The 20,059-nt window shown below is 72.3% G+C and carries 16 protein-coding genes; 12 read left to right on the top strand and 4 right to left on the bottom strand.

Going from position 1 to position 20,059, the window contains the following annotated elements:
* The first annotated feature begins 52 nt into the window (after positions 1-52).
* The 8 genes from ASD33_RS26970 (at position 53) to ASD33_RS26935 (ending at position 9,783) form a co-directional block, all read left to right on the top strand.
* Positions 53-1,567, top strand: a complete 1,515-nt coding sequence (locus tag ASD33_RS26970; protein WP_056565937.1) for a gamma-aminobutyraldehyde dehydrogenase — start codon at positions 53-55, stop codon at positions 1,565-1,567.
* A gap of 49 nt (positions 1,568-1,616) precedes the next feature.
* Positions 1,617-2,864, top strand: coding sequence for a spermidine/putrescine ABC transporter substrate-binding protein (locus tag ASD33_RS26965; RefSeq protein WP_056565935.1), 1,248 nt, complete (start codon positions 1,617-1,619; stop codon positions 2,862-2,864).
* Between the two features lie 43 nt (positions 2,865-2,907).
* Positions 2,908-4,074: an ABC transporter ATP-binding protein gene (locus ASD33_RS26960; RefSeq protein ID WP_056565932.1), complete on the top strand. Its 1,167-nt coding sequence runs from the start codon at positions 2,908-2,910 to the stop codon at positions 4,072-4,074.
* Positions 4,071-5,006 carry an ABC transporter permease gene (locus ASD33_RS26955; RefSeq protein WP_056565929.1) on the top strand — a complete coding sequence of 312 codons (936 nt, stop codon included), beginning with the start codon at positions 4,071-4,073 and terminating at the stop codon, positions 5,004-5,006. The genes ASD33_RS26960 and ASD33_RS26955 overlap by 4 nt, the downstream gene beginning before the upstream one ends.
* Positions 5,006-5,800 carry an ABC transporter permease gene (locus tag ASD33_RS26950; protein WP_015036516.1) on the top strand — a complete coding sequence of 265 codons (795 nt, stop codon included), beginning with the start codon at positions 5,006-5,008 and terminating at the stop codon, positions 5,798-5,800. Before ASD33_RS26955 ends, ASD33_RS26950 begins: the two co-directional genes overlap by 1 nt.
* A gap of 37 nt (positions 5,801-5,837) precedes the next feature.
* Entirely contained in the window at positions 5,838-7,256 is a 1,419-nt protein-coding gene (locus tag ASD33_RS26945; protein WP_056565925.1) for an FAD-binding oxidoreductase, read from the top strand.
* Between the two features lie 116 nt (positions 7,257-7,372).
* Positions 7,373-7,843, top strand: coding sequence for a hypothetical protein (locus tag ASD33_RS26940; protein ID WP_056565921.1), 471 nt, complete (start codon positions 7,373-7,375; stop codon positions 7,841-7,843).
* A 137-nt stretch (positions 7,844-7,980) separates the two neighbouring features.
* Positions 7,981-9,783, top strand: a complete 1,803-nt coding sequence (locus ASD33_RS26935; protein WP_056565918.1) for a glycoside hydrolase family 18 protein — start codon at positions 7,981-7,983, stop codon at positions 9,781-9,783.
* Here the strand turns inward: ASD33_RS26935 and ASD33_RS26930 are convergent.
* Both ASD33_RS26930 and gabT read right to left on the bottom strand, forming a co-directional pair.
* A complete protein-coding gene (locus tag ASD33_RS26930) occupies positions 9,719-10,261 on the bottom strand; it encodes a phosphatase PAP2 family protein (protein WP_056565917.1) in 543 nt (180 codons plus the stop codon). The genes ASD33_RS26935 and ASD33_RS26930 overlap by 65 nt on opposite strands.
* A gap of 322 nt (positions 10,262-10,583) precedes the next feature.
* Positions 10,584-11,918 carry a 4-aminobutyrate--2-oxoglutarate transaminase gene (gabT, locus tag ASD33_RS26925; RefSeq protein WP_056565914.1) on the bottom strand — a complete coding sequence of 445 codons (1,335 nt, stop codon included), beginning with the start codon at positions 11,916-11,918 and terminating at the stop codon, positions 10,584-10,586.
* Positions 11,919-12,162: 244 nt separating this feature from the next.
* Between gabT and ASD33_RS26920 the strand changes: the two genes are divergently transcribed.
* Positions 12,163-14,700, top strand: coding sequence for a hypothetical protein (locus ASD33_RS26920; RefSeq protein WP_056565912.1), 2,538 nt, complete (start codon positions 12,163-12,165; stop codon positions 14,698-14,700).
* Positions 14,701-14,950: 250 nt separating this feature from the next.
* On the top strand, positions 14,951-16,504 hold the full coding sequence (locus tag ASD33_RS26915) for a PucR family transcriptional regulator (RefSeq protein WP_056565909.1): 1,554 nt from the start codon (positions 14,951-14,953) through the stop codon (positions 16,502-16,504).
* 193 nt (positions 16,505-16,697) lie between these two features.
* Here ASD33_RS26915 and ASD33_RS26910 read toward each other — a convergent pair whose 3' ends face one another.
* Positions 16,698-16,895, bottom strand: coding sequence for a hypothetical protein (locus tag ASD33_RS26910; RefSeq protein ID WP_056565906.1), 198 nt, complete (start codon positions 16,893-16,895; stop codon positions 16,698-16,700).
* 177 nt (positions 16,896-17,072) lie between these two features.
* Between ASD33_RS26910 and ASD33_RS26905 the strand changes: the two genes are divergently transcribed.
* Both ASD33_RS26905 and ASD33_RS26900 read left to right on the top strand, forming a co-directional pair.
* Positions 17,073-18,068 (top strand): EamA family transporter, encoded by a 996-nt coding sequence (locus ASD33_RS26905; protein WP_056565902.1) that lies wholly within the window; start codon positions 17,073-17,075, stop codon positions 18,066-18,068.
* 160 nt (positions 18,069-18,228) lie between these two features.
* Positions 18,229-19,674: an aldehyde dehydrogenase family protein gene (locus ASD33_RS26900; protein ID WP_056565899.1), complete on the top strand. Its 1,446-nt coding sequence runs from the start codon at positions 18,229-18,231 to the stop codon at positions 19,672-19,674.
* A 64-nt stretch (positions 19,675-19,738) separates the two neighbouring features.
* On the opposite strand, the gene ASD33_RS26895 is transcribed toward ASD33_RS26900, so the two are convergent.
* Positions 19,739-20,041 (bottom strand): putative quinol monooxygenase, encoded by a 303-nt coding sequence (locus ASD33_RS26895; RefSeq protein WP_056565896.1) that lies wholly within the window; start codon positions 20,039-20,041, stop codon positions 19,739-19,741.
* Positions 20,042-20,059 lie beyond the last annotated feature (18 nt).

Here is a 20,059-nt window from a genome sequence, read left to right as displayed (position 1 = left end):
ATCCCTCTGTCAGGATCGGCACTCAATTCGAGCTGGGACAACGGAGAGCGTCATGGGCAACCGCTACCAGGTGACCGACCGCTTCGCGGACGGCGCGCAGTACATCGGCGGACGGCTCCGTGCCGGAACCTCCGGACAGGAACACAGCGTGATCGACCCGGCGACCGGGGAGAGCGTGTACACGTACGCGCTGGCCTCCGTCGCCGACGTCGACGAGGCCGTGGCCGCCGCCAAGGCCGCCTTCCCCGGCTGGTCCGGCGCCACCCCCGGGGAGCGCTCCGACGCCCTCCACCGCTTCGCCGGTGTCCTCGCCGACTGGGCCGAGGACATCGCCCGCGTGGAGTCCCTCCAGTGCGGCAAGCCCGTCCGGCTCACCACCGAGTTCGACGTACCGGGCACCATCGACAACACCGCCTTCTTCGCGGGCGCCGCCCGTCACCTCCAGGGCCAGTCCGCAGCCGAGTACGACGGTGACCACACCTCGTACATCCGGCGCGAGGCGATCGGCGTCATCGGCTCCATCGCCCCCTGGAACTACCCGCTCCAGATGGCCGCCTGGAAGATCCTCCCGGCCATCGCGGCCGGCAACACGATCGTCCTCAAGCCGGCCGAGATCACCCCGCTGACCTCGCTGATGTTCGCGCAGGCGGCGAAGGAGGCCGGCATCCCGGACGGTGTGATCAACGTCGTCAGCGGCTCCGGCCGGGTCGTCGGCGAGCACCTCGTCGGCCACCCCGACGTCGTCATGACCTCCTTCACCGGCTCCACCCCGGTCGGCAAGCGCGTCGCCGAGGTCGCCACCGCCACCGTGAAGCGCCTCCACCTCGAACTCGGCGGCAAGGCCCCCTTCGTCGTCTTCGACGACGCCGACCTGGAGGCCGCCGCCAACGGCGCCGTCGCCGCCTCGCTCATCAACAGCGGCCAGGACTGCACCGCCGCCACGCGCGCGTACGTCCAGCGCCCGCTGTTCGACGCCTTCGTCGCCCGCGTCGCCGAACTGATGGAGACCGTCCGCCTGGGCGACCCCTTCGACCCGTCCACCGACCTCGGCCCGCTGGTCAGCCACCGCCACCGCGACAGCGTGGCCGGCTTCGTCGAGCGCGCCCGCGGCTACGCCACCGTAGTCACCGGCGGCGAAGCCCCTGGTGGAGAGCTCAAGGACGGCGCATACTACCGACCCACCCTGATCATCGGCGCCGAGCAGGACAGCGAGGTCGTGCAGTCGGAGATCTTCGGCCCGGTGCTGGTGGCCCTGCCCTTCGACAGCGACGACGAGGGCATCCGGCTCGCCAACGACACCCCGTACGGCCTGGCCGCCTCGGCCTGGAGCCGGGACGTCTACCGGGCCAACCGCGCCACGCGGGAGATCAAGGCCGGCTGCGTCTGGGTCAACGACCACATCCCGATCATCAGCGAGATGCCGCACGGCGGCACCAAGGCATCGGGATACGGAAAGGACATGTCGGTGTACTCCTTCGAGGAGTACACGCAGGTCAAGCACGTGATGTTCGACAACACCGCGGTGGCGGCCAAGGACTGGCACCGCACGATCTTCGGGGACCGATAACCACCTGCCGCCCGACCAGCGGCGCAAGCATCCCGAAAGGGCACAGCGCATGGAGCAGTTCGAGCCCGAGAGCCTGTCCGCCGCGCAGCGGGCGGCGATAGAGCGCAGTCTGACGAGTGGCCGCGGTGCGCTCAGCCGCCGTTCGATGCTGCGGGCGGGCGGCGTCGGGGCGCTCACGATCGGCGGTCTCGCCGGTCTGAGCGCCTGCGGCATCCCGCCGGCCAAGCGGGAGGGCCAGGGGCCCGCCTCCACGGACGTCTCGGCCAAGGAGAGGACCGTCTCCTTCTCCAACTGGACCGAGTACATGGACGTCAGCGAGGACGAGAAGTCCCGTCCGACCCTGGAGGCGTTCGCCAAACGCACCGGGATCAAGGTCAAGTACACCGAGGACATCAACGACAACGTCGAGTTCTTCGGCAAGATCAAGCCCCAGCTCGCGGCCGGCCAGGACACCGGCCGCGACCTGATCTGCGTCACCGACTGGCTGGCCGCCCGCATGATCCGGCTCGGCTGGGTGCAGCGGCTCGACCCGGCGAACCTGCCCAACGCGTACGCCAACCTGTCCGCGCAGTTCCGCCGCCCCGACTGGGACCCGGGCCGGTCCCACTCGTACCCGTGGACCGGCATCTCCACCGTCATCGCCTACAACGTGAAGGCGACCGGCGGCAAGAAGGTCGACTCGGTCACCCAGCTCCTGGACGACCCCTCGCTCAAGGGCCGGGTCGGCTTCCTCACCGAGATGCGCGACTCCGTCGGCATGACGCTGCTCGACCTCGGCAAGGACCCCGGGAAGTTCACCGACGCCGACTACGACGCGGCGATAGGGCGCCTCCAGAAGGGCGTCGACACCAAGCAGATCCGCCGCTTCACCGGCAACGACTACACCTCCGACCTGGACAAGGGCGACATCGCGGCCTGCCTCGCCTGGGCCGGTGACATCATCCAGCTCCAGGCCGACAACCCGGACATCAAGTACTCCATCCCGTCCGCCGGTTACATCACCTCCAGCGACAACCTGCTCGTCCCCGCACAGGCCCGGCACAAGACGAACGCCGAGAAGCTCATCGACTACTACTACGAGCTTCCCGTCGCCGCCCAGCTCGCCGCGTACATCAACTACGTGTGCCCCGTCGACGGGGTGAAGGACGAGCTCGCCAAGATCGACCCCGAGCTGGCGAACAACACGCTGATCCTCCCGGACAAGGCCATGGCCAAGAAGTCCCACGCCTTCCGCTCGCTCACCAGCGCGGAGGAGACGGCGTACGAGGAGAAGTTCGCCAAGCTCATCGGTGCCTGAGTCCGGCCTCGTCCACCTCTCTCACTCCCTGGGACCGCAACCCATGACTGACAACAACACCGGCGGCGACGTCCGTCTCACCGGGATCAGCAAGTCGTACGGCTCCTTCACCGCCGTCCACCCGCTCGACCTGACCGTCCCGCAGGGCTCCTTCTTCGCCCTCCTCGGCGCCTCCGGCTGCGGCAAGACCACCACGCTGCGCATGATCGCCGGCCTGGAGGACCCGAGCACCGGCACCGTCTTCCTCGGCGACAAGGACGTCACCGACCTCCCGCCGTACAAGCGGCCGGTCAACACCGTCTTCCAGTCCTACGCGCTCTTCCCGCACATGGACATCACCGAGAACATCGCCTTCGGCCTGCGCCGGCGCGGCATCAAATCGGTGAAGAAGCAGGTCGACGACATGCTGGAGCTCGTCCAGCTCGGCGACAAGGCCCACCACAAGCCGCACCAGCTCTCCGGCGGCCAGCAGCAGCGCGTCGCCGTGGCCCGCGCGCTCATCAACCACCCGCAGGTGCTGCTCCTCGACGAGCCGCTCGGCGCCCTCGACCTCAAGCTGCGCCGCCAGATGCAGCTGGAGCTCAAGCGGATCCAGACCGAGGTCGGCATCACCTTCGTGCACGTCACCCACGACCAGGAGGAGGCCATGACCATGGCCGACCAGGTCGCGGTGATGAACGGCGGCCGGGTCGAGCAGCTCGGCGCCCCCGCCGACCTCTACGAGAACCCGCAGACCACCTTCGTCGCCAACTTCCTCGGCACCTCGAACCTGATCGAGGCCGAGGTCCTGGAGACCGGTTCGGAGGTGCTCGTCACGGCCGGCGGCGGCAAGCTCAAGGTGCCCGGCGGCCGCTGTACCTCCGCCGCCCGCCAGGGCGGCAAGGTGCTCGTGGGCGTCCGCCCCGAGAAGATCTCGCTCGCGCACGCCGACGACGCGGGCTCGATCGCCGAGGGCCGCAACCGGGTCACCGGCCGGATCGTCGACTCCTCCTTCATCGGCGTCTCCACCCAGTACGTGGTGAACTCGCCGGCGGGCGCGGAGCTCCAGGTCTACGAGCAGAACATCGAGCGCGACACCCGTCTGGTGCCCGGTGCCGAGGTCGTCCTGCACTGGAACCCGGCGCACACCTTCGGGCTCGACGCGGCGCAGTCCCTCTTTGCCGGGACGACGGGCGACGCGGGCGTGGAGACGGTGGAGGACGCCGGATGAGCACTCCCACCCTGACGAAGGAGGACGCGCTGCGGCCGGTCGAGGAACCGGTTCTGCGCAAGCCCTCCACCCGCAAGCGGCTCGTGCCCTACTGGCTGCTGCTGCCGGGCATCATCTGGCTCGTCGTCTTCTTCGCGCTGCCGCTGGTCTACCAGGCCTCGACCTCGGTCCAGACCGGCTCCCTGGAGCAGGGCTTCGAGGTCACCTGGCACTTCCGGACCTACTGGGACGCCTTCCAGGAGTACTGGCCGCAGCTCATCCGCTCCCTGCTGTACGCCGGGACCGCGACCCTGCTCTGCCTGCTCCTCGGCTACCCGCTCGCCTATCTGATCGCGTTCAAGGCCGGCCGCTGGCGCAATCTGCTCCTCGTCCTGGTCATCGCGCCCTTCTTCACCAGCTTCCTCATCCGGACGCTCGCGTGGAAGACGATCCTGGCGGACGACAGCGTCGTGGTCGAGGCGCTCAACGCCCTCCACTTCCTGGACGTGACCAGCTGGATCGGCTGGACCGAGGGCGACCGCGTCCTCGCCACCCCGATGGCGGTCGTCTGCGGTCTCACGTACAACTTCCTGCCCTTCATGATCCTGCCCCTCTACACCTCCCTGGAGCGGATCGACGGCCGGCTGCACGAGGCCGCGCAGGACCTGTACGCCTCCCCGGCCACCACCTTCCGCAAGGTGACCTTCCCGCTGTCGATGCCCGGCGTCGTCTCCGGCACCCTGCTCACCTTCATCCCGGCGAGCGGCGACTACGTCAACGCCGAACTGCTCGGCTCCACCGACACCAAGATGATCGGCAACGTCATCCAGTCGCAGTTCCTGCGGGTGCTCGACTACCCGACGGCCTCGGCCCTCTCCTTCATCCTCATGGCGATCGTGCTGGTCATGGTCACCGTCTACATCCGCCGAGCGGGAACGGAGGACCTGGTCTGATGCGTTGGATCCGTCGGAACCTCGTCGTCATCGCGGGCCTGCTGACCCTCGCGTACATGATCCTGCCGAACCTCGTGGTGATGGCGTTCTCCTTCAACAAGCCGAAGGGGCGCTTCAACTACTCCTGGCAGGAGTTCTCGCTCGACGCCTGGAAGGACCCCTGCGGCGTCGCCGACATGTGCGAGTCGCTCTCGCTCTCGCTCCAGCTCGCCGCCTGGGCGACGGTCGGCGCGGTCGTCCTCGGCACGATGATCGCCTTCGCGCTGGTCCGCTACCGCTTCCGGGCGCGCGGCGCGATCAACTCGCTGATCTTCCTGCCGATGGCGATGCCCGAGGTCGTCATGGCCGCCTCGCTGCTCACCCTCTTCCTCAACATGGGGATCGAGCTGGGCTTCTGGACGGTCCTGATCGCCCACATCATGTTCTGTCTGTCGTTCGTCGTGACGGCGGTCAAGGCCCGGGTCATGTCCATGGACCCGCGCCTGGAGGAAGCGGCCCGCGACCTCTACGCGGGACCCACGCAGACCTTCCTGCGCGTGACCCTGCCGATCGCCGCTCCCGGCATCGCCGCCGGCGCGCTGCTCGCCTTCGCGCTCTCGTTCGACGACTTCATCATCACCAACTTCAACGCGGGCTCCACGGTGACCTTCCCCATGTTCGTCTGGGGCTCGGCGCAGCGCGGAACCCCCGTTCAGATCAACGTCATCGGCACCGCGATGTTCGTTCTCGCGGTACTGGTGGTCGTGGCCGGGCAAATCATTACGAACCGGCGCAAGAAAACAGCAACAGCCTGAGCAGAACGCAGCCCAGGCACCGAAGGAGTTGGAAACCATGGCCCCAGTCGCCATGCGTCTCGCTGCACAATCTCTCTCCGACGCCCAGCCCGTCCCCTTCTGGCTGGAAGATCCCGGCAAGCCCGGCGCCCTGCCCGCCCTCACCGGCACCGAGAAGTGCGATCTCCTCGTCGTCGGCGGCGGCTACAGCGGACTGTGGACCGCGCTCCTCGCCAAGGAGCGCGACCCCGCCCGGGACGTCGTACTGATCGAGGGGCGCGAGGTGGGCTGGGCCGCCTCGGGCCGCAACGGAGGCTTCTGCGCGGCCTCCCTCACCCACGGCTTCGGCAACGGGCTCGCCCGCTGGCCGGGCGAGCTGCCGAAGCTGGAGGAGCTGGGCGAGCGCAACCTCGACGGCATCGAGGAGGCGGTCGCCCGCTACTCCCTCGACTGCGACTTCGAGCGCACCGGCGAGATCGACGTCGCCACCGAGCCGTACCAGGTCGAGGAACTCCACGAGATGTACGAGGAGATCGACCGGCTCGGTCTCGCGGACGGCCTCGAACTCCTCGACGGGGACGCGGTCCGCGCGGAGGTCGACTCGCCGACCTTCCTCGGCGGCCTGTGGGACAAGCGCGGCGTCGCCATGGTGAACCCGGCCAAGCTGGCCTGGGAACTCAAGCGGGCCTGCCTCGGCCTGGGCGTCCGGATCTTCGAGAACACCCCGGGCCTCGAGCTCGTCTCCGTCGGCGCCGGCATGGGCGTCCGCACCCCGTACGGCAAGGTCGTCGCCCGTCGGGTCGCGCTCGGCACCAACGTCTTCCCGTCGCTGGTCAAGCGGGTCCGCTCGTACACCGTCCCGGTCTACGACTACGCCCTGATGACCGAGCCGCTCAGCCCCGAGCAGCTCGCCTCCATCGGCTGGAAGAACCGGCAGGGCCTCGGCGACTCCGCCAACCAGTTCCACTACTTCCGGATCACGTCCGACCGCCGCATCCTCTGGGGCGGCTACGACGCGATCTACCCCTTCGGCGGCAAGGTCAGCGCCGAGATGGACCACCGCCCCGAGACGTACCTCAAGCTGGCCGAGCACTTCTTCCGCTGCTTCCCGCAGCTGGAGGGGCTGCGCTTCAGCCACGCCTGGGGCGGCGCCATCGACACCTGCTCCCGCTTCTCCGCCTTCTTCGGTACGGCGTACCGGGGCAAGGTGGCGTACGCGGCCGGGTTCACCGGCCTCGGCGTCGGCGCCACCCGCTTCGGCGGGGACGTGATGCTCGACCTGCTGGCGGGGGAGCGCACCGAGCGCACCGAGCTGGAGATGGTGCGCCGCAAGCCGCTGCCGTTCCCGCCCGAGCCGATCGCCTGGGCCGGCATCGGCATCACCAAGTGGTCGATGGCCCGCGCCGACGAGAACGGCGGGCGGCGCAACCTGTGGCTGAAGGCCATGGACCGGGTGGGCCTCGGCTTCGACAGCTGAGCACCACCCATGTGACGCACGTCACAACCGATGGGTAGCTGAAACCGCGTAAGAGTTCCCGTCGTCGCCGCTCTCTCCGTACGGACACCGTGTCCACACGGAAGGAGACCGTTGCGATGACTGGTACGGGGGCCTCGGGCGCCAAGAGCGCGGTGGAGTGGCTGGCCTCGGTCGCACCCGATCCCGACGCCTGTCGGTGGGAGTGGGAGCGCAACCCGCACGGGGTCGCGCTGCTGCCCGCCGGCAGGCGTTGGGACGTTCTGATCCTGCCGTCGGAGCTGGGCTACCCCACGCTCGACGTGCTGACCCGCCTGGTGGACCGTCCCGGGCCGGTCCTCGCCGACTTCGGCGACGCCCGGATGGGCTTCTTCGTCCCGCCCGGCACCGCCACCCGCTGGCTCGGCACCGGGGTGCGCGGCGCGGGCGACGGCACCTGGATCGTGGTTCCCTATCCCGGCCGGGTGACCGGCGGGGTGCGCTGGCTGGTGGCGCCGGACGGCACCGGCACCCTCACCGACGCGGCGCTCCTGGAGCTGGCGATGCACGAGGCGGCGGGGCGGATCGGGCGGACGGGAGGGGTGTCGTAGGCGGCGCGGTCCGTACGGTGGGCGGACCGGTGCGTCCGCCGTGCGGACGTCGCATACAGAGGTCTTGACCACTCGATTGGTCTGGACCATGCTGTGGCGCGCTCCCCACCTCGATTCCCCCACACCCGGAGGCAGTTGTGGACCGCGCCAGACCTCTCACCCTGCTCCTCGCGGGCGTCCTCGCCGCCGGCGGACTCGCCGCGCTCACCCCCGCGGCCCAGGCCGCCGACGCCGAACTCGCCCGCAACGGCGGCTTCGAGGCCGGCCTCGACGGCTGGACCTGCACCGCCGGCAGCGGCGCCGCCGTCTCCACCCCCACCCACAGCGGTACGAAGGCACTCCAGGCGACCCCCGCCGGCGGCGACAACGCCCGCTGCTCCCAGACGGTCACCGTCAAGCCCAACTCCACCTACGCGCTGAGCGGCTGGGTGCGCGGCAGCTACGTCTACCTCGGCGCGAGCGGCACCGGCACCACCGACGTCTCCACCTGGACCGGCTCCGCCCCCGACTGGCAGCGGCTCTCGACCTCCTTCACCACGGGCGCCTCCACTACCTCGGTCACGATCTACACCCACGGCTGGTACGGCACCCCCGCCTACCAGGCCGACGACCTCTCCCTGTACGGCCCCGGCGGCGACCCGGTGCAGCTCCCGGCCGTCCCCACCGGCCTCGCGGCCGGCTCCCCGACCTCCACCACCGTGCCGCTGACCTGGACCGCGGTCTCCGGCGCCACCTCGTACAACGTCTACCGGGGCGCCACCAAGGTCCAGACGGTCACCGGCACCTCGGCCACCGCCACCGGGCTCACCGCCTCCACCGCGTACACCTTCCAGGTCAGCGCCGTGAACGCCGCCGGCGAGTCCGCCAAGTCCGCCGCCGTGAGCGCGACGACGACGAGCGGTGGCGGTGGCGGGGGCGGCGGCCTGCCCGCGCACGCCCTCGTCGGCTACCTCCACGCCAGCTTCGCCAACGGCTCCGGCTACACCCGGATGGCCGACGTCCCCGCCTCCTGGGACGTCATCAACCTCGCCTTCGGCGAACCCACCTCGGTGACCTCCGGCGACATCCGCTTCAGCCTCTGCCCCGCTACCGAATGCCCGAACGTCGAGTCCGTCGCGGACTTCAAGGCGGCGATCAAGGCCAAGCAGGCTGCGGGCAAGAAGGTCCTCATCTCCATCGGCGGCCAGAACGGCCAGGTGCAGCTGTCCACCGCCGCCGCCCGCGACACGTTCGTCTCCTCCGTCTCGAAGATCATCGACGAGTACGGCCTCGACGGCCTCGACATCGACTTCGAGGGCCACTCCCTCTCGCTCCAGACCGGCGACACCGACTTCCGGAACCCGACGAGTCCCGTCATCGTCAACCTGATCCAGGCGGTGAAGACCCTCAAGGCCAAGTACGGCGCCGGCTTCGTCCTCACCATGGCTCCGGAGACCTTCTTCGTCCAGCTCGGCTACCAGTACTACGGCTCCGGCCCCTGGGGCGGCCAGGACCCGCGCGCCGGCGCCTACCTGCCGGTCATCCACGCCCTGCGCGACGACCTGACCCTGCTGCACGTCCAGGACTACAACTCGGGCTCGATCATGGGCCTGGACAACCAGTACCACTCCATGGGCGGCGCCGACTTCCACATCGCGATGACCGACATGCTGCTCACGGGCTTCCCCGTCGCCGGCAACACCGACCGCGTCTTCCCGGCCCTCCGCCCCGACCAGGTCGCCATCGGCCTCCCGGCCTCCACCCAGGCGGGCAACGGCCACACGGCCCCGGCCGAGGTGAACAAGGCCCTGGACTGCCTGACGAAGAAGACCAACTGCGGCACCTACCAGCCCCACGGCACCTGGCCGTCCCTGCGCGGCCTGATGACCTGGTCGATCAACTGGGACCGCTACAACCAGTGGCAGTTCTCGCAGAACTTCGACGCGTACACCTGGAGCTGACCCCCAGCACCAGCAGGCTCAGGCAGAGACTGGCGAACACGTCCAGCGGCCAGTGGAAGCCCCGCAGGATCAGGCCGGTTCCCGTCGTCGCCGTCAGTGCGGCGGCGACGGGGAGCAGTCGGTTCGAGACGAGGAAGGCGGCGCCGAAGTAGGCGACCGCCGCCGTGGCCGTGTGGCCCGAGGGGTAGTAGCCCGCCGCCCAGGGCTCCAGCGGGCCGGGGCGGGCCGTCCACTCCTTGAGGGGGATCACGAGGAGGGGGACCACGGCCATCGCCAGGCCCGCGTACAGGGCCGCGAGCCGTCGGCCGCGCCACACCGCGTACGCCATCGCGCAGGCGAGGACCGGGAGGGCGACCGTCATGTTGCCGAGGTCGGAGGCGAGTTCGGAGAGGGGCCGGGGGACCGAGTCCACCACGGCCCGGGACACCCGCTCGTCGAGCCTGGCCAAGGGGCCGTGGACGAGCACCTGCCAGGTCACGACGGCGAGGGCGACGAGCGCCGAGAAGAGAGCCGGCCGCCCTGGAACAGGGGGGGTGGTTCCAGGGCGGCCGAGGGGATCGGGCCACCGCACGCCCCGGGGGGTGTGGGGCGGGCGGCCATCCGATCGGTGAGGAGTCCCGGGGCACGAGGCCCCGGAGGTGTGCGCGACGGCACGGTGTGGGCGGTGCTGGGGTGGCTCCGCCCGGGGTGTTTCTCTCATCTGCGGAAACCGTACGTCAGACGAGGGGGGACCGACAGCGCGAAACGCATCCCGCCATCGGCCCCCCACAGAGTCTTCACACGGTGTGCCGGATCGGTCCTCAGACCGTCGCGAGCGCGGCCTCGATGACGTCCAGACCCTCGTTGAGCAGGTCCTCGCCGATGACCAGCGGCGGCAGGAAGCGCAGCACGTTGCCGTAGGTGCCACAGGTCAGGACGAGCACGCCCTCGTTGTGGCAGTACTTCGCGAGCGCGGCGGCGGCCTCCGGGAACGGCTCCTTGGTCGCCGGGTCCTTCACCAGCTCGATGGCGATCATGGCGCCGCGGCCGCGGATGTCACCGATGGCCGGGAACTTCTCCTGCATGGCGGTGAGGCGGGCCTTCATGACCTCCTCGATGCGCTGCGCCTTGCCGTTGAGGTCGAGCTCCTTCATCGTCTCGATGGCGCCCAGCGCGGCGGCGCAGGCCACCGGGTTGCCGCCGTACGTGCCGCCCAGACCGCCGCCGTGGACGGAGTCCATGATCTCGGCGCGGCCGGTGACGGCGGCGAGCGGCAGACCGCCCGCGATGCCCTTGGCGGTGGTGATGAGGTCCGGGACGATGCCCTCGTCCTCGCAGGCGAACCACTGGCCGGTACGGCAGAAGCCGGCCTGGATCTCGTCCGCGACGAAGACGATGCCGTTGTCGTTGGCGAACTTCACGATCGCCGGCAGGAAGCCCTTGGCCGGCTCGATGAAGCCGCCCTCGCCGAGGACCGGCTCGATGACGATCGCGGCGACGTTGTCGGCGCCGATCTGCTTGGTGATGTTGTCGATCGCCTGGGCGGCGGCCTCGGGGCCGCAGTTCTCGGCACCCGTGGGCCAGCGGTAGCCGTAGGCGACCGGCACGCGGTAGACCTCGGGCGCGAACGGGCCGAAGCCCTGCTTGTACGGCATGTTCTTCGCCGTCATGCCCATGGTGAGGTTGGTACGGCCGTGGTAGCCGTGGTCGAAGACGACGACGGCCTGGCGCTTGGTGTACGAACGGGCGATCTTCACCGCGTTCTCGACGGCCTCGGCGCCCGAGTTGAACAGCGCGGACTTCTTGGCGTGGTCGCCCGGGGTCAGCTCGGCCAGCGCCTCGCAGACCTCCACGTAACCCTCGTACGGCGTCACCATGAAACAAGTGTGGGTGAAGTCCTGGAGCTGCGCGGCGGCGCGGCGCACGACGGCCTCGGCGGAGGCTCCGACCGAGGTCACGGCGATGCCGGAACCGAAGTCGATCAGACGGTTGCCGTCGACGTCCTCGATGATGCCGCCACCGGCCCGCTTGGTGAAGACGGGGAGCGTGGAGCCCACGCCACCGGCGACCGTGTCGAGGCGGCGGGCCTGAAGCTCCTGCGACTTCGGACCGGGGATGGCGGTGACGATGCGCCGCTCCTGCGGGACAGCGTTCATGCGGGGCTCCTGGGGGTGTTCTGGACGCACTTGCGGGTTTCCTCCGCAGGCTAGGCGCGGGAGAGGGACGGAGGCATGCGCCGATCGGGAGTGGTGACGGGTGTGTCGTTGTCCGGGATGGACATGGCGGCTCCGGTTCCGCTCCGGCCGCACGGCTGGTCGAAACCCCTCCGGGGCGCTCCGGGCCCACTAGATTGACGGTGGCACAGACGCGGCGACCTGGCTGGTCAGGGGGCAGGGGTTCATGGAGACCGACGGCACGTACGAGTCACGCGACACCAAGGGGGGCGGGGTCCCGCGACCGGCGGGGCCGCCGGCGGACCGGCCGTCGACCGGTCCGTCGCAGGCCGACGCGACGCAGGCCGGTCCCTCCTCGCCGGCCGGTCCCGTCGCTCCCGCCGGTCTCCCGCCCGTGCCGCCGCTCCCCGGCCGGGCCCCGCACCCGTCCGGTCCCGTCCCGCGACCGCCCTCGCACGCCCCCGGGCCGCCCGCCCCCGGTGTCCCGCCCCGGTCCGACCTGGTGACCGGCGCGCGGCCCGCCGTCGTCGACTGGCTGGACGCCCCGAGGCCCGAGACCGGCCCCGGGATCTGGCGGTTCCGGCACGTACCGCCGCCGCCCGCCGCGCCCAAGCGGCTCGCGCCCGTCACCGTCGTCGGGATGCTGATCCCGGTGGCCGTCGGCCTGCTCGTCTGGTCGGCCTACCGGCGCGGCACGCTCCCCTACATGTGGGCGGTGCTCCAGACCCTCACCCCGGGCGACTGGTGGTACCACGGCACCACCGCGGCCCGGGACTGGCACGGGCAGGCGGCGCACGACGTCTTCGGCGGCGCCGTCTTCGTCGGGCTCGTCTGCGCCGTCGCCGCGCTCGGCTCCTGGGGCCGGATCGTCCGCCACTACCTCGGCCGGTTCCGGCCCCCCGTCCGCGCCGCGCTCGCGGCCGGCGGTGCCGTGATCGCCCTGGCGTTCGTCTGGCCGGAGGCCTTCGGCCTCGGCTGGGACCCGCTGCCCGTCGTCTCGCCGGTGCTCTCCCTCGTCTCGCTCGTCGGCGGCGGCTACGACGTCCTGGAATCCCCCTTCCTCGTCTATCCGCTCTACGCGCTCATCACCGCGCTCGTCGTCCGGCCCTTCGCCCGCGTCGGCGAATGGGCCGCCCTCCTCCGCGCCCGCCACGGCTCCACCGCCCCCGCTCCGGCCCCCGTCGCCGCGCCGGGCGCCGCCCGCTCCCAGTGGCCCGAACTGCGCGAGGCGGGCGAGCACCGCGCCGCCGACCTGCTCGCCGGGGAGCTGGTCACCGGCCGGATGAACGACGTCGACTGCGCCCGCGTCCACCGCGCCTGGCAGGACGCACGGCAGGACCCCGGCCGCCGCGCCGCCGTCGTCGGCACCCTCATGGAGGAGGGCGCCGCCGCCGGCACGCACCCCTCCGGCGCCCGCGACCTGCCCGGCCGCCGGGCCACCCACGACCTGCTCCTCGGGCAGGTCCGCGTCGGCCGGTACGCGGCCGCCGAGCGCACCCCCGACGCCTACCGGGGCGCCGGTCTCGCGCTCGACCCCGGACTCCTCGGCAGCTCCCTCCTCGCGGTCGGCCCCTCCGGCGCGGGCAAGACCCGCCACCTCGTCGCCCCCGTCGTGGAGTCCCTGACGCTCCAGGCGCTCACCGGTGCCTGCGCCGTCGTCGCCGTCGGCCCCGCCGGGGCGCCGCTCGGACCCGACGAGGCCTACGACGTCGTGGTCCGGCTCGGGGACCCCTCCTCCCGCTACGACCTGGACCTGTACGCCGGGGCCACCGACCCGGACGAGGCCGCCGCCTTCCTCGCCGAGGGACTCGTCGGCGACATGGAGGGCGTGGAGACCCGGCGCGCCGCCACCGTGCTCGCCCAGCTCGTCGGCCCGTACCGGACCGCGTACGGCCGCTTCCCGACCGTCCCGGTCCTGCGCGAGCTGCTCGAAGCCCGGCCCGAGACCCTCCGGGCGCTGCTCGACCTGCTGCCCGAGGACGGCGCCCCGGCCATGCGGCGCGAGCTGGACTCCCGCATCCGCCAGGTCGGCACGGCGACGGACGTCGGCCCGCTGCTCGCCGACCGGCTCGCCGCCCTGGACCGGCCGGTCTTCGCGGAGTTCTTCGGCGGCGGCCACGAGGTGCGGCCCTTCTCCCTGCGGGCCGTCGCCCAGCACCCGATGCGGGTCAGGATCAGCCTCCCCGAGGGCGGCCACGAGGAGGCCGCGCGGCTGCTCAACCGGCTGCTGCTCGCCCAGTTCCAGTCCGTCACCCGGGACCGGCCGGGCCGGGGCCACTTCGTCTGTCTGGTGCTCGACGACGCGGCGGGCGCGCTGACCGCCGGGACCGTACGGGGCCTCCAGCGGCTGCGCCCGCAGAACGCGGGCGTCGTCCTCGCCCTCCGTACCCTCGCCGAGGTGCCCGAGGCGCTGCACGGCCCCCTGCTCGCCGTCGTCGGCTGCCGGATGGCCTTCGCCGGGCTCCCCACCTGGGACGGCAAGGCCTTCGCCGAGGCCTGGGGCACCGAACGGGTCGAGACGACGGAGATCGCCCACCACACCGTCTTCGCCGACCAGCCGATGACCCGGGCCCTGCACGCCCTGCGGAAGCTGGTGACCGGCAAGGCCGTGACCACCGAGGCCGTCACCGTGCGGGAGGTGGAGCGGCAGCGCTGGTCGGCCTCCGACCTCGCGCACGCCGTGCCGCCCGGGCACGCCGTCCTCTCCCTGACCCATGTGCGCGGCGAGCACACGCCACCGCTGCTGGTGGAACTGAACGCCTGAGCGGGCGGGGCGGCGCGGACCGGACCGGGATGTACGGACCGGACCGGGATGTACGGACCGGACCGGGATGTACGGGCAGGACCGGGGCGTACGGCCCGGGGCGCGGCGTACGTCCGCCCGGCCCGCGCGGCTGAGCGGCCCCCCGGTCGCCCTGGCACAATCGGGGGCGCCGCTCGGCTGAGCGGTGCCCCCGCCGCCGCGCACGGCTCGTCCCGCTCGCGGTCCTCGCTCAAAGGTCCGACGGTCCCCAATGCCGCCCACCCTCGCCTCGCTCGTCCAGCACTCCTCGCTCAAGCTCATCGTCCGCGCCGGCGAGGACCGCCTCGACACCCCCGTCCGCTGGGCGCACGTCAGCGAGCTCACCGACCCCGTCCCGTACATGGAGGGCGGCGAGCTCCTCCTCACCACCGCGCTCACCCTCGACGCGGAGGACCTGGAGGCGATGCGCCGCTACGTGCGGCGGCTGCTCGGCGCGGGGGTCGTCGGGCTCGGCTTCGCCGTGGGCGTCAACTACGAGGAGATCCCGCCGGCCCTGCTCGACGCGGCCCGCGAGGAGCACCTGCCGCTGCTCGAAGTACCCCGCCGGACGCCGTTCCTCGCCATCAGCAAGGCCGTCTCCGCGGCCATCTCCGCCGACCAGTACCGGGCCGTCACTGCCGGCTTCGAGGCCCAGCGCGAACTGACCCGGGCCGCGCTCGCCGAGGGCCCGGAGGCCGTCGTCGCCCGGCTCGCCGCCCACGTCGACGGCTGGGCCGCCCTCTACGACACCTCCGGCACGGTCGTCGCCGCCTCGCCCGACTGGGCCGCGCGCAGGGCCGCCCGGCTCACCCCCGACGTGGAGCGGCTCCGCGACCGCCCCGCGCCCGCCAGCGCCGTCGTCGGCGGCACGGACGACCGCGTCGAACTCCAGTCGCTCGGGACCGGACGGCGGGTCAGGGGCGCCCTCGCGGTCGGCACGGGCGCGCCCCTCGGCACCGCCGAGCGGTACGCCGTCCACTCGGCCATCGCCCTGCTCACCCTCACGACGGAACGCTCCCGCTCGCTCCAGGCCGCCGAGCAGCGGCTCGGCGCCGCCGTCCTGCGGATGCTGCTCGCGGGCCAGCCGGACCACGCCCGCGCGGTGGCCGGGGACGTGTACGGCGGGCTGCTCGACGCGCCCTTCCGGCTGCTCGTCGCGGAGACCACCGGGGGCGAGACCACCGGCGAACCGCCCCTCGCGCTGCTCGCCGAGACCCTGGAGACCGCCGCGGCCCGCGCGGGCGAGGCCGTGCTCACCGTGCCCGAGAGCGAACAGCGGCTCGTCGTCCTCGCCGGCGACGCGGGCGCGGTCGTCGCCGCCTGCGAGGGGTACGCGGAACGGGAGGCGGAGGAGGCCGGTCTCGTCGTCGGCCTCTCGGCGCCGGCCGGTCCCGCCCTGGCGGCAGCGGCGTACAAACAGGCCGAACAGGCCCTCTCGGTGGCCCGGCGGCGGGGCCGCGCGCTCGTCGAGCACGAGGACCTGGCGGCCGGCTCGGTCCTCCCGCTGCTCGCCGACGACGCCGTCCGCGCCTTCGCCGACGGGATGCTCCGCGCGCTCCGCGACCACGACGCGACCGGCCGGGGCGACCTGGTCGCCTCCCTGCGCGCCTGGCTCTCCCGGCACGGCCAGTGGGACGCGGCGGCGGCGGACCTCGGCGTCCACCGGCACACCCTGCGCTACCGGATGCGGCGAGTGGAGGAGATCCTCGGCCGCTCGCTGGACGACCCGGACGTACGGATGGAGCTGTGGCTGGCCCTGAAGGCGACGGGGGAGGGGACGGAGTAGAGGGGAGCGGGGGATTAGGGGAGCAGGGGGCCGTACGGAGGGCGGGGCAGCGGGACGCGATACGGGGAGTGGGCCGGCCCTTCGGGTGCCGGCCGACCCTTCCAGTACCGTCCGGCTACCCAGCACTCAGCCGACACCGGCCCCTCCGGTCCTGCCCGGCTCCCGGCGCCGTACCGCCCGTCCCCTCCCGCCCTCAGTCGTCCCCGCCCCCGTCGTCCCCTCCGCCTCCCACACCCCGCCGACGGTTGCTGCTGCGGACCAGCTGCCCCGCCGTCAGTGTCACCGCGGCCACCCCGCGGACCCAGCGCGGGCCGCCCCGGGCGGCCCACACCACGCACACGCAGCCTCCGGCGACGAGTGCCAGGACGGCGGTCAAGGCGATCAGGATCATGCGTCTCCCCCTCCGGTCGGTCTCGCTCCCCGGGACGGCCGGTCTTCGCCGTGACGGGGAACGTCATCCTGTCATCCCCGCGGCAGAACCCTTTCGAGGTCGCCCAACCCCCTCCGCCTGCCCGAACCCGGGCACATCCCTTGGTCATCCGGCCCCGGACTCCCTACTCTCCTGCTCATGACAAGCCCCGCCGTCGATCCGGCCCCCGACGCACCCGAAACGGCCCCCACCGCCCCCACCACTCCCCGGCCCGTCACCGAGAAGCCCTCCACCGGCGTCCCCGCCCGCAGGATCACCGGCGCCGTCTGGGCCGCGCTCGGCATCGTCTACGTCGTGTGGGGGTCCACGTACCTCGGGATCCGGATCGTCGTCGAGACCCTCCCGCCGTTCCTCTCCGGCGGCGCCCGCTTCGTCACCGCCGGACTGCTCCTCGCCGCGATCGTCGCCTGGCGGCAGGGCCCCGCCGCCCTCAAGGTCACCCGCAGGGAACTCGCCTCCGCCGCCCTCGTCGGCCTGCTCCTCATCCTCGGCGGCAACGGCCTCGTCGTCCTCGCCGAGACCTCCATCCCCTCCGGCCTCGCCGCGCTCCTCGTCGCCGCCGTCCCCGTCTGGGTCGTCCTGCTGCGCACGGCCTCCGGTGACCGTCCCGGGCCGGCCGCCTTCGGCGGCGTCCTGCTCGGCTTCGCCGGCCTCGCCGTCCTCACCGTCCCGGGCCTGAGCGGCGACGTGAAGATCGGCGGCGTCCTGCTCGTCCTCGTCGCCGCCCTGCTGTGGTCCCTCGGCTCCGTCTCCTCCGCCCGGCTGCCCATGCCCGCCAACCCCTTCACGGCGAGCGTCTACGAGATGCTGGCCGGCGGCCTCGCCGCCCTCACCCTCGGCCTCGTACGCGGCGAACACCACGGCCTCGACCTCGGCGCCGTCTCCGGCCGCTCCTGGACCGCCCTCGCGTACCTGGTCGTCTTCGGCTCGCTCGTCGCCTTCACCGCGTACGCCTGGCTCCTCCAGACCGCCCCGGTCTCCCTCGCCGCCACCTACGCCTACGTGAACCCGGTCGTCGCCGTCCTGCTCGGCGCCCTCGTCCTGAACGAGGCCCTGACCTGGCCGATCCTCCTCGGCGGCGCGATCGTCGTCGGCGGCGTCTGCCTGATCGTCTCGACCGAGCGGCGCGGCTGACCTCCGGCGTACGAGCGCCTGCCGACCGTCCGCTTCGGCCGAAGCGGACAGAGATGCCACCCCCACTACTCCATACCGGACAAGCCCGCCCCCGCCGCCCCGGCCCTAACGTGTCACTGAGCAATCGCTCGCTCCCCGAAACGGAAAGGGCCGGGACCCCATGACGACCACCCACGCCTTCTGGCTCGCCGGCCGCGAGGCCACCGGCGACGCCTCCTTCGACGTCACGAACTCGTACGACGGACGTCTGGTCGGCAAGGTCAGCGTGCCCACCGAGGCCCAGGTCGAGGAGGCCGTGGCCGCCGCGCACGCCGTCGTCGACGAGTTCGCCGCGACCCCGGCGCACGTCCGCGCCGCCGCCCTCGACCACGTGTCGAAGCGGCTCGCCGAGCGCACCGAGGAGATCGCCCTGCTGATCTCCGCCGAGAACGGCAAGCCCATCAAGTGGGCCCGCGGCGAGGTCGGCCGTGCCGTCTCCGTCTTCCGTTTCGCCGCCGAGGAGGCCCGCCGCTGGAACGCCGGCGAGGCCCAGCGCCTGGACACCGAGGCCGGCGGCGCGGGCCGCCTCGCCCTCACCCGCCGCATCCCGACGGGCGTCGTGCTCGGCATCGCGCCGTTCAACTTCCCGCTGAACCTCAGCGCCCACAAGGTCGCCCCGGCCATCGCCGTCGGCGCCCCGATCATCCTCAAGCCGGCTCCGTCGACGCCGATCTCCTCCCTGATCCTGGGCGAGATCCTGGCCGAGACCGACCTGCCGGCCGGCTCCTGGTCGATCCTGACCGTGCCGAACGACCGGATGCCCGCCCTGGTCCAGGACGAGCGCCTCCCGGTCATCTCCTTCACCGGCTCCGACAAGGTCGGCTACGCCATCCAGCAGTCGGTGCCGCACAAGCACTGCACCCTGGAGCTGGGCGGCAACGCCGCCGCCGTCGTCCTCCCCGACTGGTCCTCCGAGGCCGACCTGGACTGGGCGGCGAGCCGCATCGCCACCTTCTCCAACTACCAGGGCGGCCAGTCCTGCATCTCCGTGCAGCGCGTGATCGCCGACGCCTCGGTCTACGACCGCCTGGTGCCGAAGATCGTCGCCGCCGTCGAGACCCAGGTCACCGGTGACCCGTCCGACGCCGCCACCGACGTCGGCCCGCTGGTCGACGAGGCCGCCGCGAAGCGCGTCGAGTCCTGGGTGGACGAGGCCGTCGCGGCCGGCGCCAAGCTGCTCTCCGGCGGCAAGCGCGAGGGCGCGACCTACGCCCCGACCGTCCTCACCGACCTCCCGGCGGACGTGACGCTGGCCCGCGCCGAGGTCTTCGGCCCGGTCCTGACCATCGCGAAGGTCGACGGCGAGGCCGAGGCCTTCGCCGCGGTCAACGACTCCGACTTCGGCCTCCAGGCCGGTGTCTTCACCCACGACCTGCAGGCGGCGTTCCGCGCCCACCGCGCCCTGGAGGTCGGCGGCGTGATCGTCGGCGACGTCCCCTCGTACCGCGCCGACCAGATGCCGTACGGCGGCGCCAAGCGCTCCGGCGTCGGCCGTGAGGGCGTCAAGTACGCGATGGACGACTACACCTACGAGCGTGTGCTCGTCCTGACGGGCCTCGCCCTCTAAGGCGTACGCCCCACCGGACCAGGCGGTCCGAGCCCACTGTGCGGGGGCTCGGACCGCCTTTTCGTCATGCCACGGGGGCGTCGACGAGCCGGACGACCTCGGCGGGCCCCGCCCGGAAGGCCTTGTTCGCCGCGTCGGCGGCCGTCATGTGCGGCGTGACGTCGTGCGCGGCGAGCGCGGCCGCCGAGGCCCAGCGCTCGATCAGCACGAAGCGGTCGGGGTCGTCGGCCACCCGGTGCAGGTCGTACCGGAGGCAGCCCGCCTCGGCCCGTACGAGCGGGGCGAGCGCCTCGAAGGCGGAGACCTGCTCCGCGCCCCGGCCGGGCAGGGTGGCGATGTGGATGATGAGCTTGATCGGCTGCGTCATGCCGGGGACCCTACGCGG

Source organism: Streptomyces sp. Root1304, assembly GCF_001426405.1.
Taxonomy (GTDB): domain Bacteria; phylum Actinomycetota; class Actinomycetes; order Streptomycetales; family Streptomycetaceae; genus Streptomyces.
Note: the sequence above shows the minus strand (reverse complement) of the source record. Positions and strands in the feature narration are given on the sequence as shown.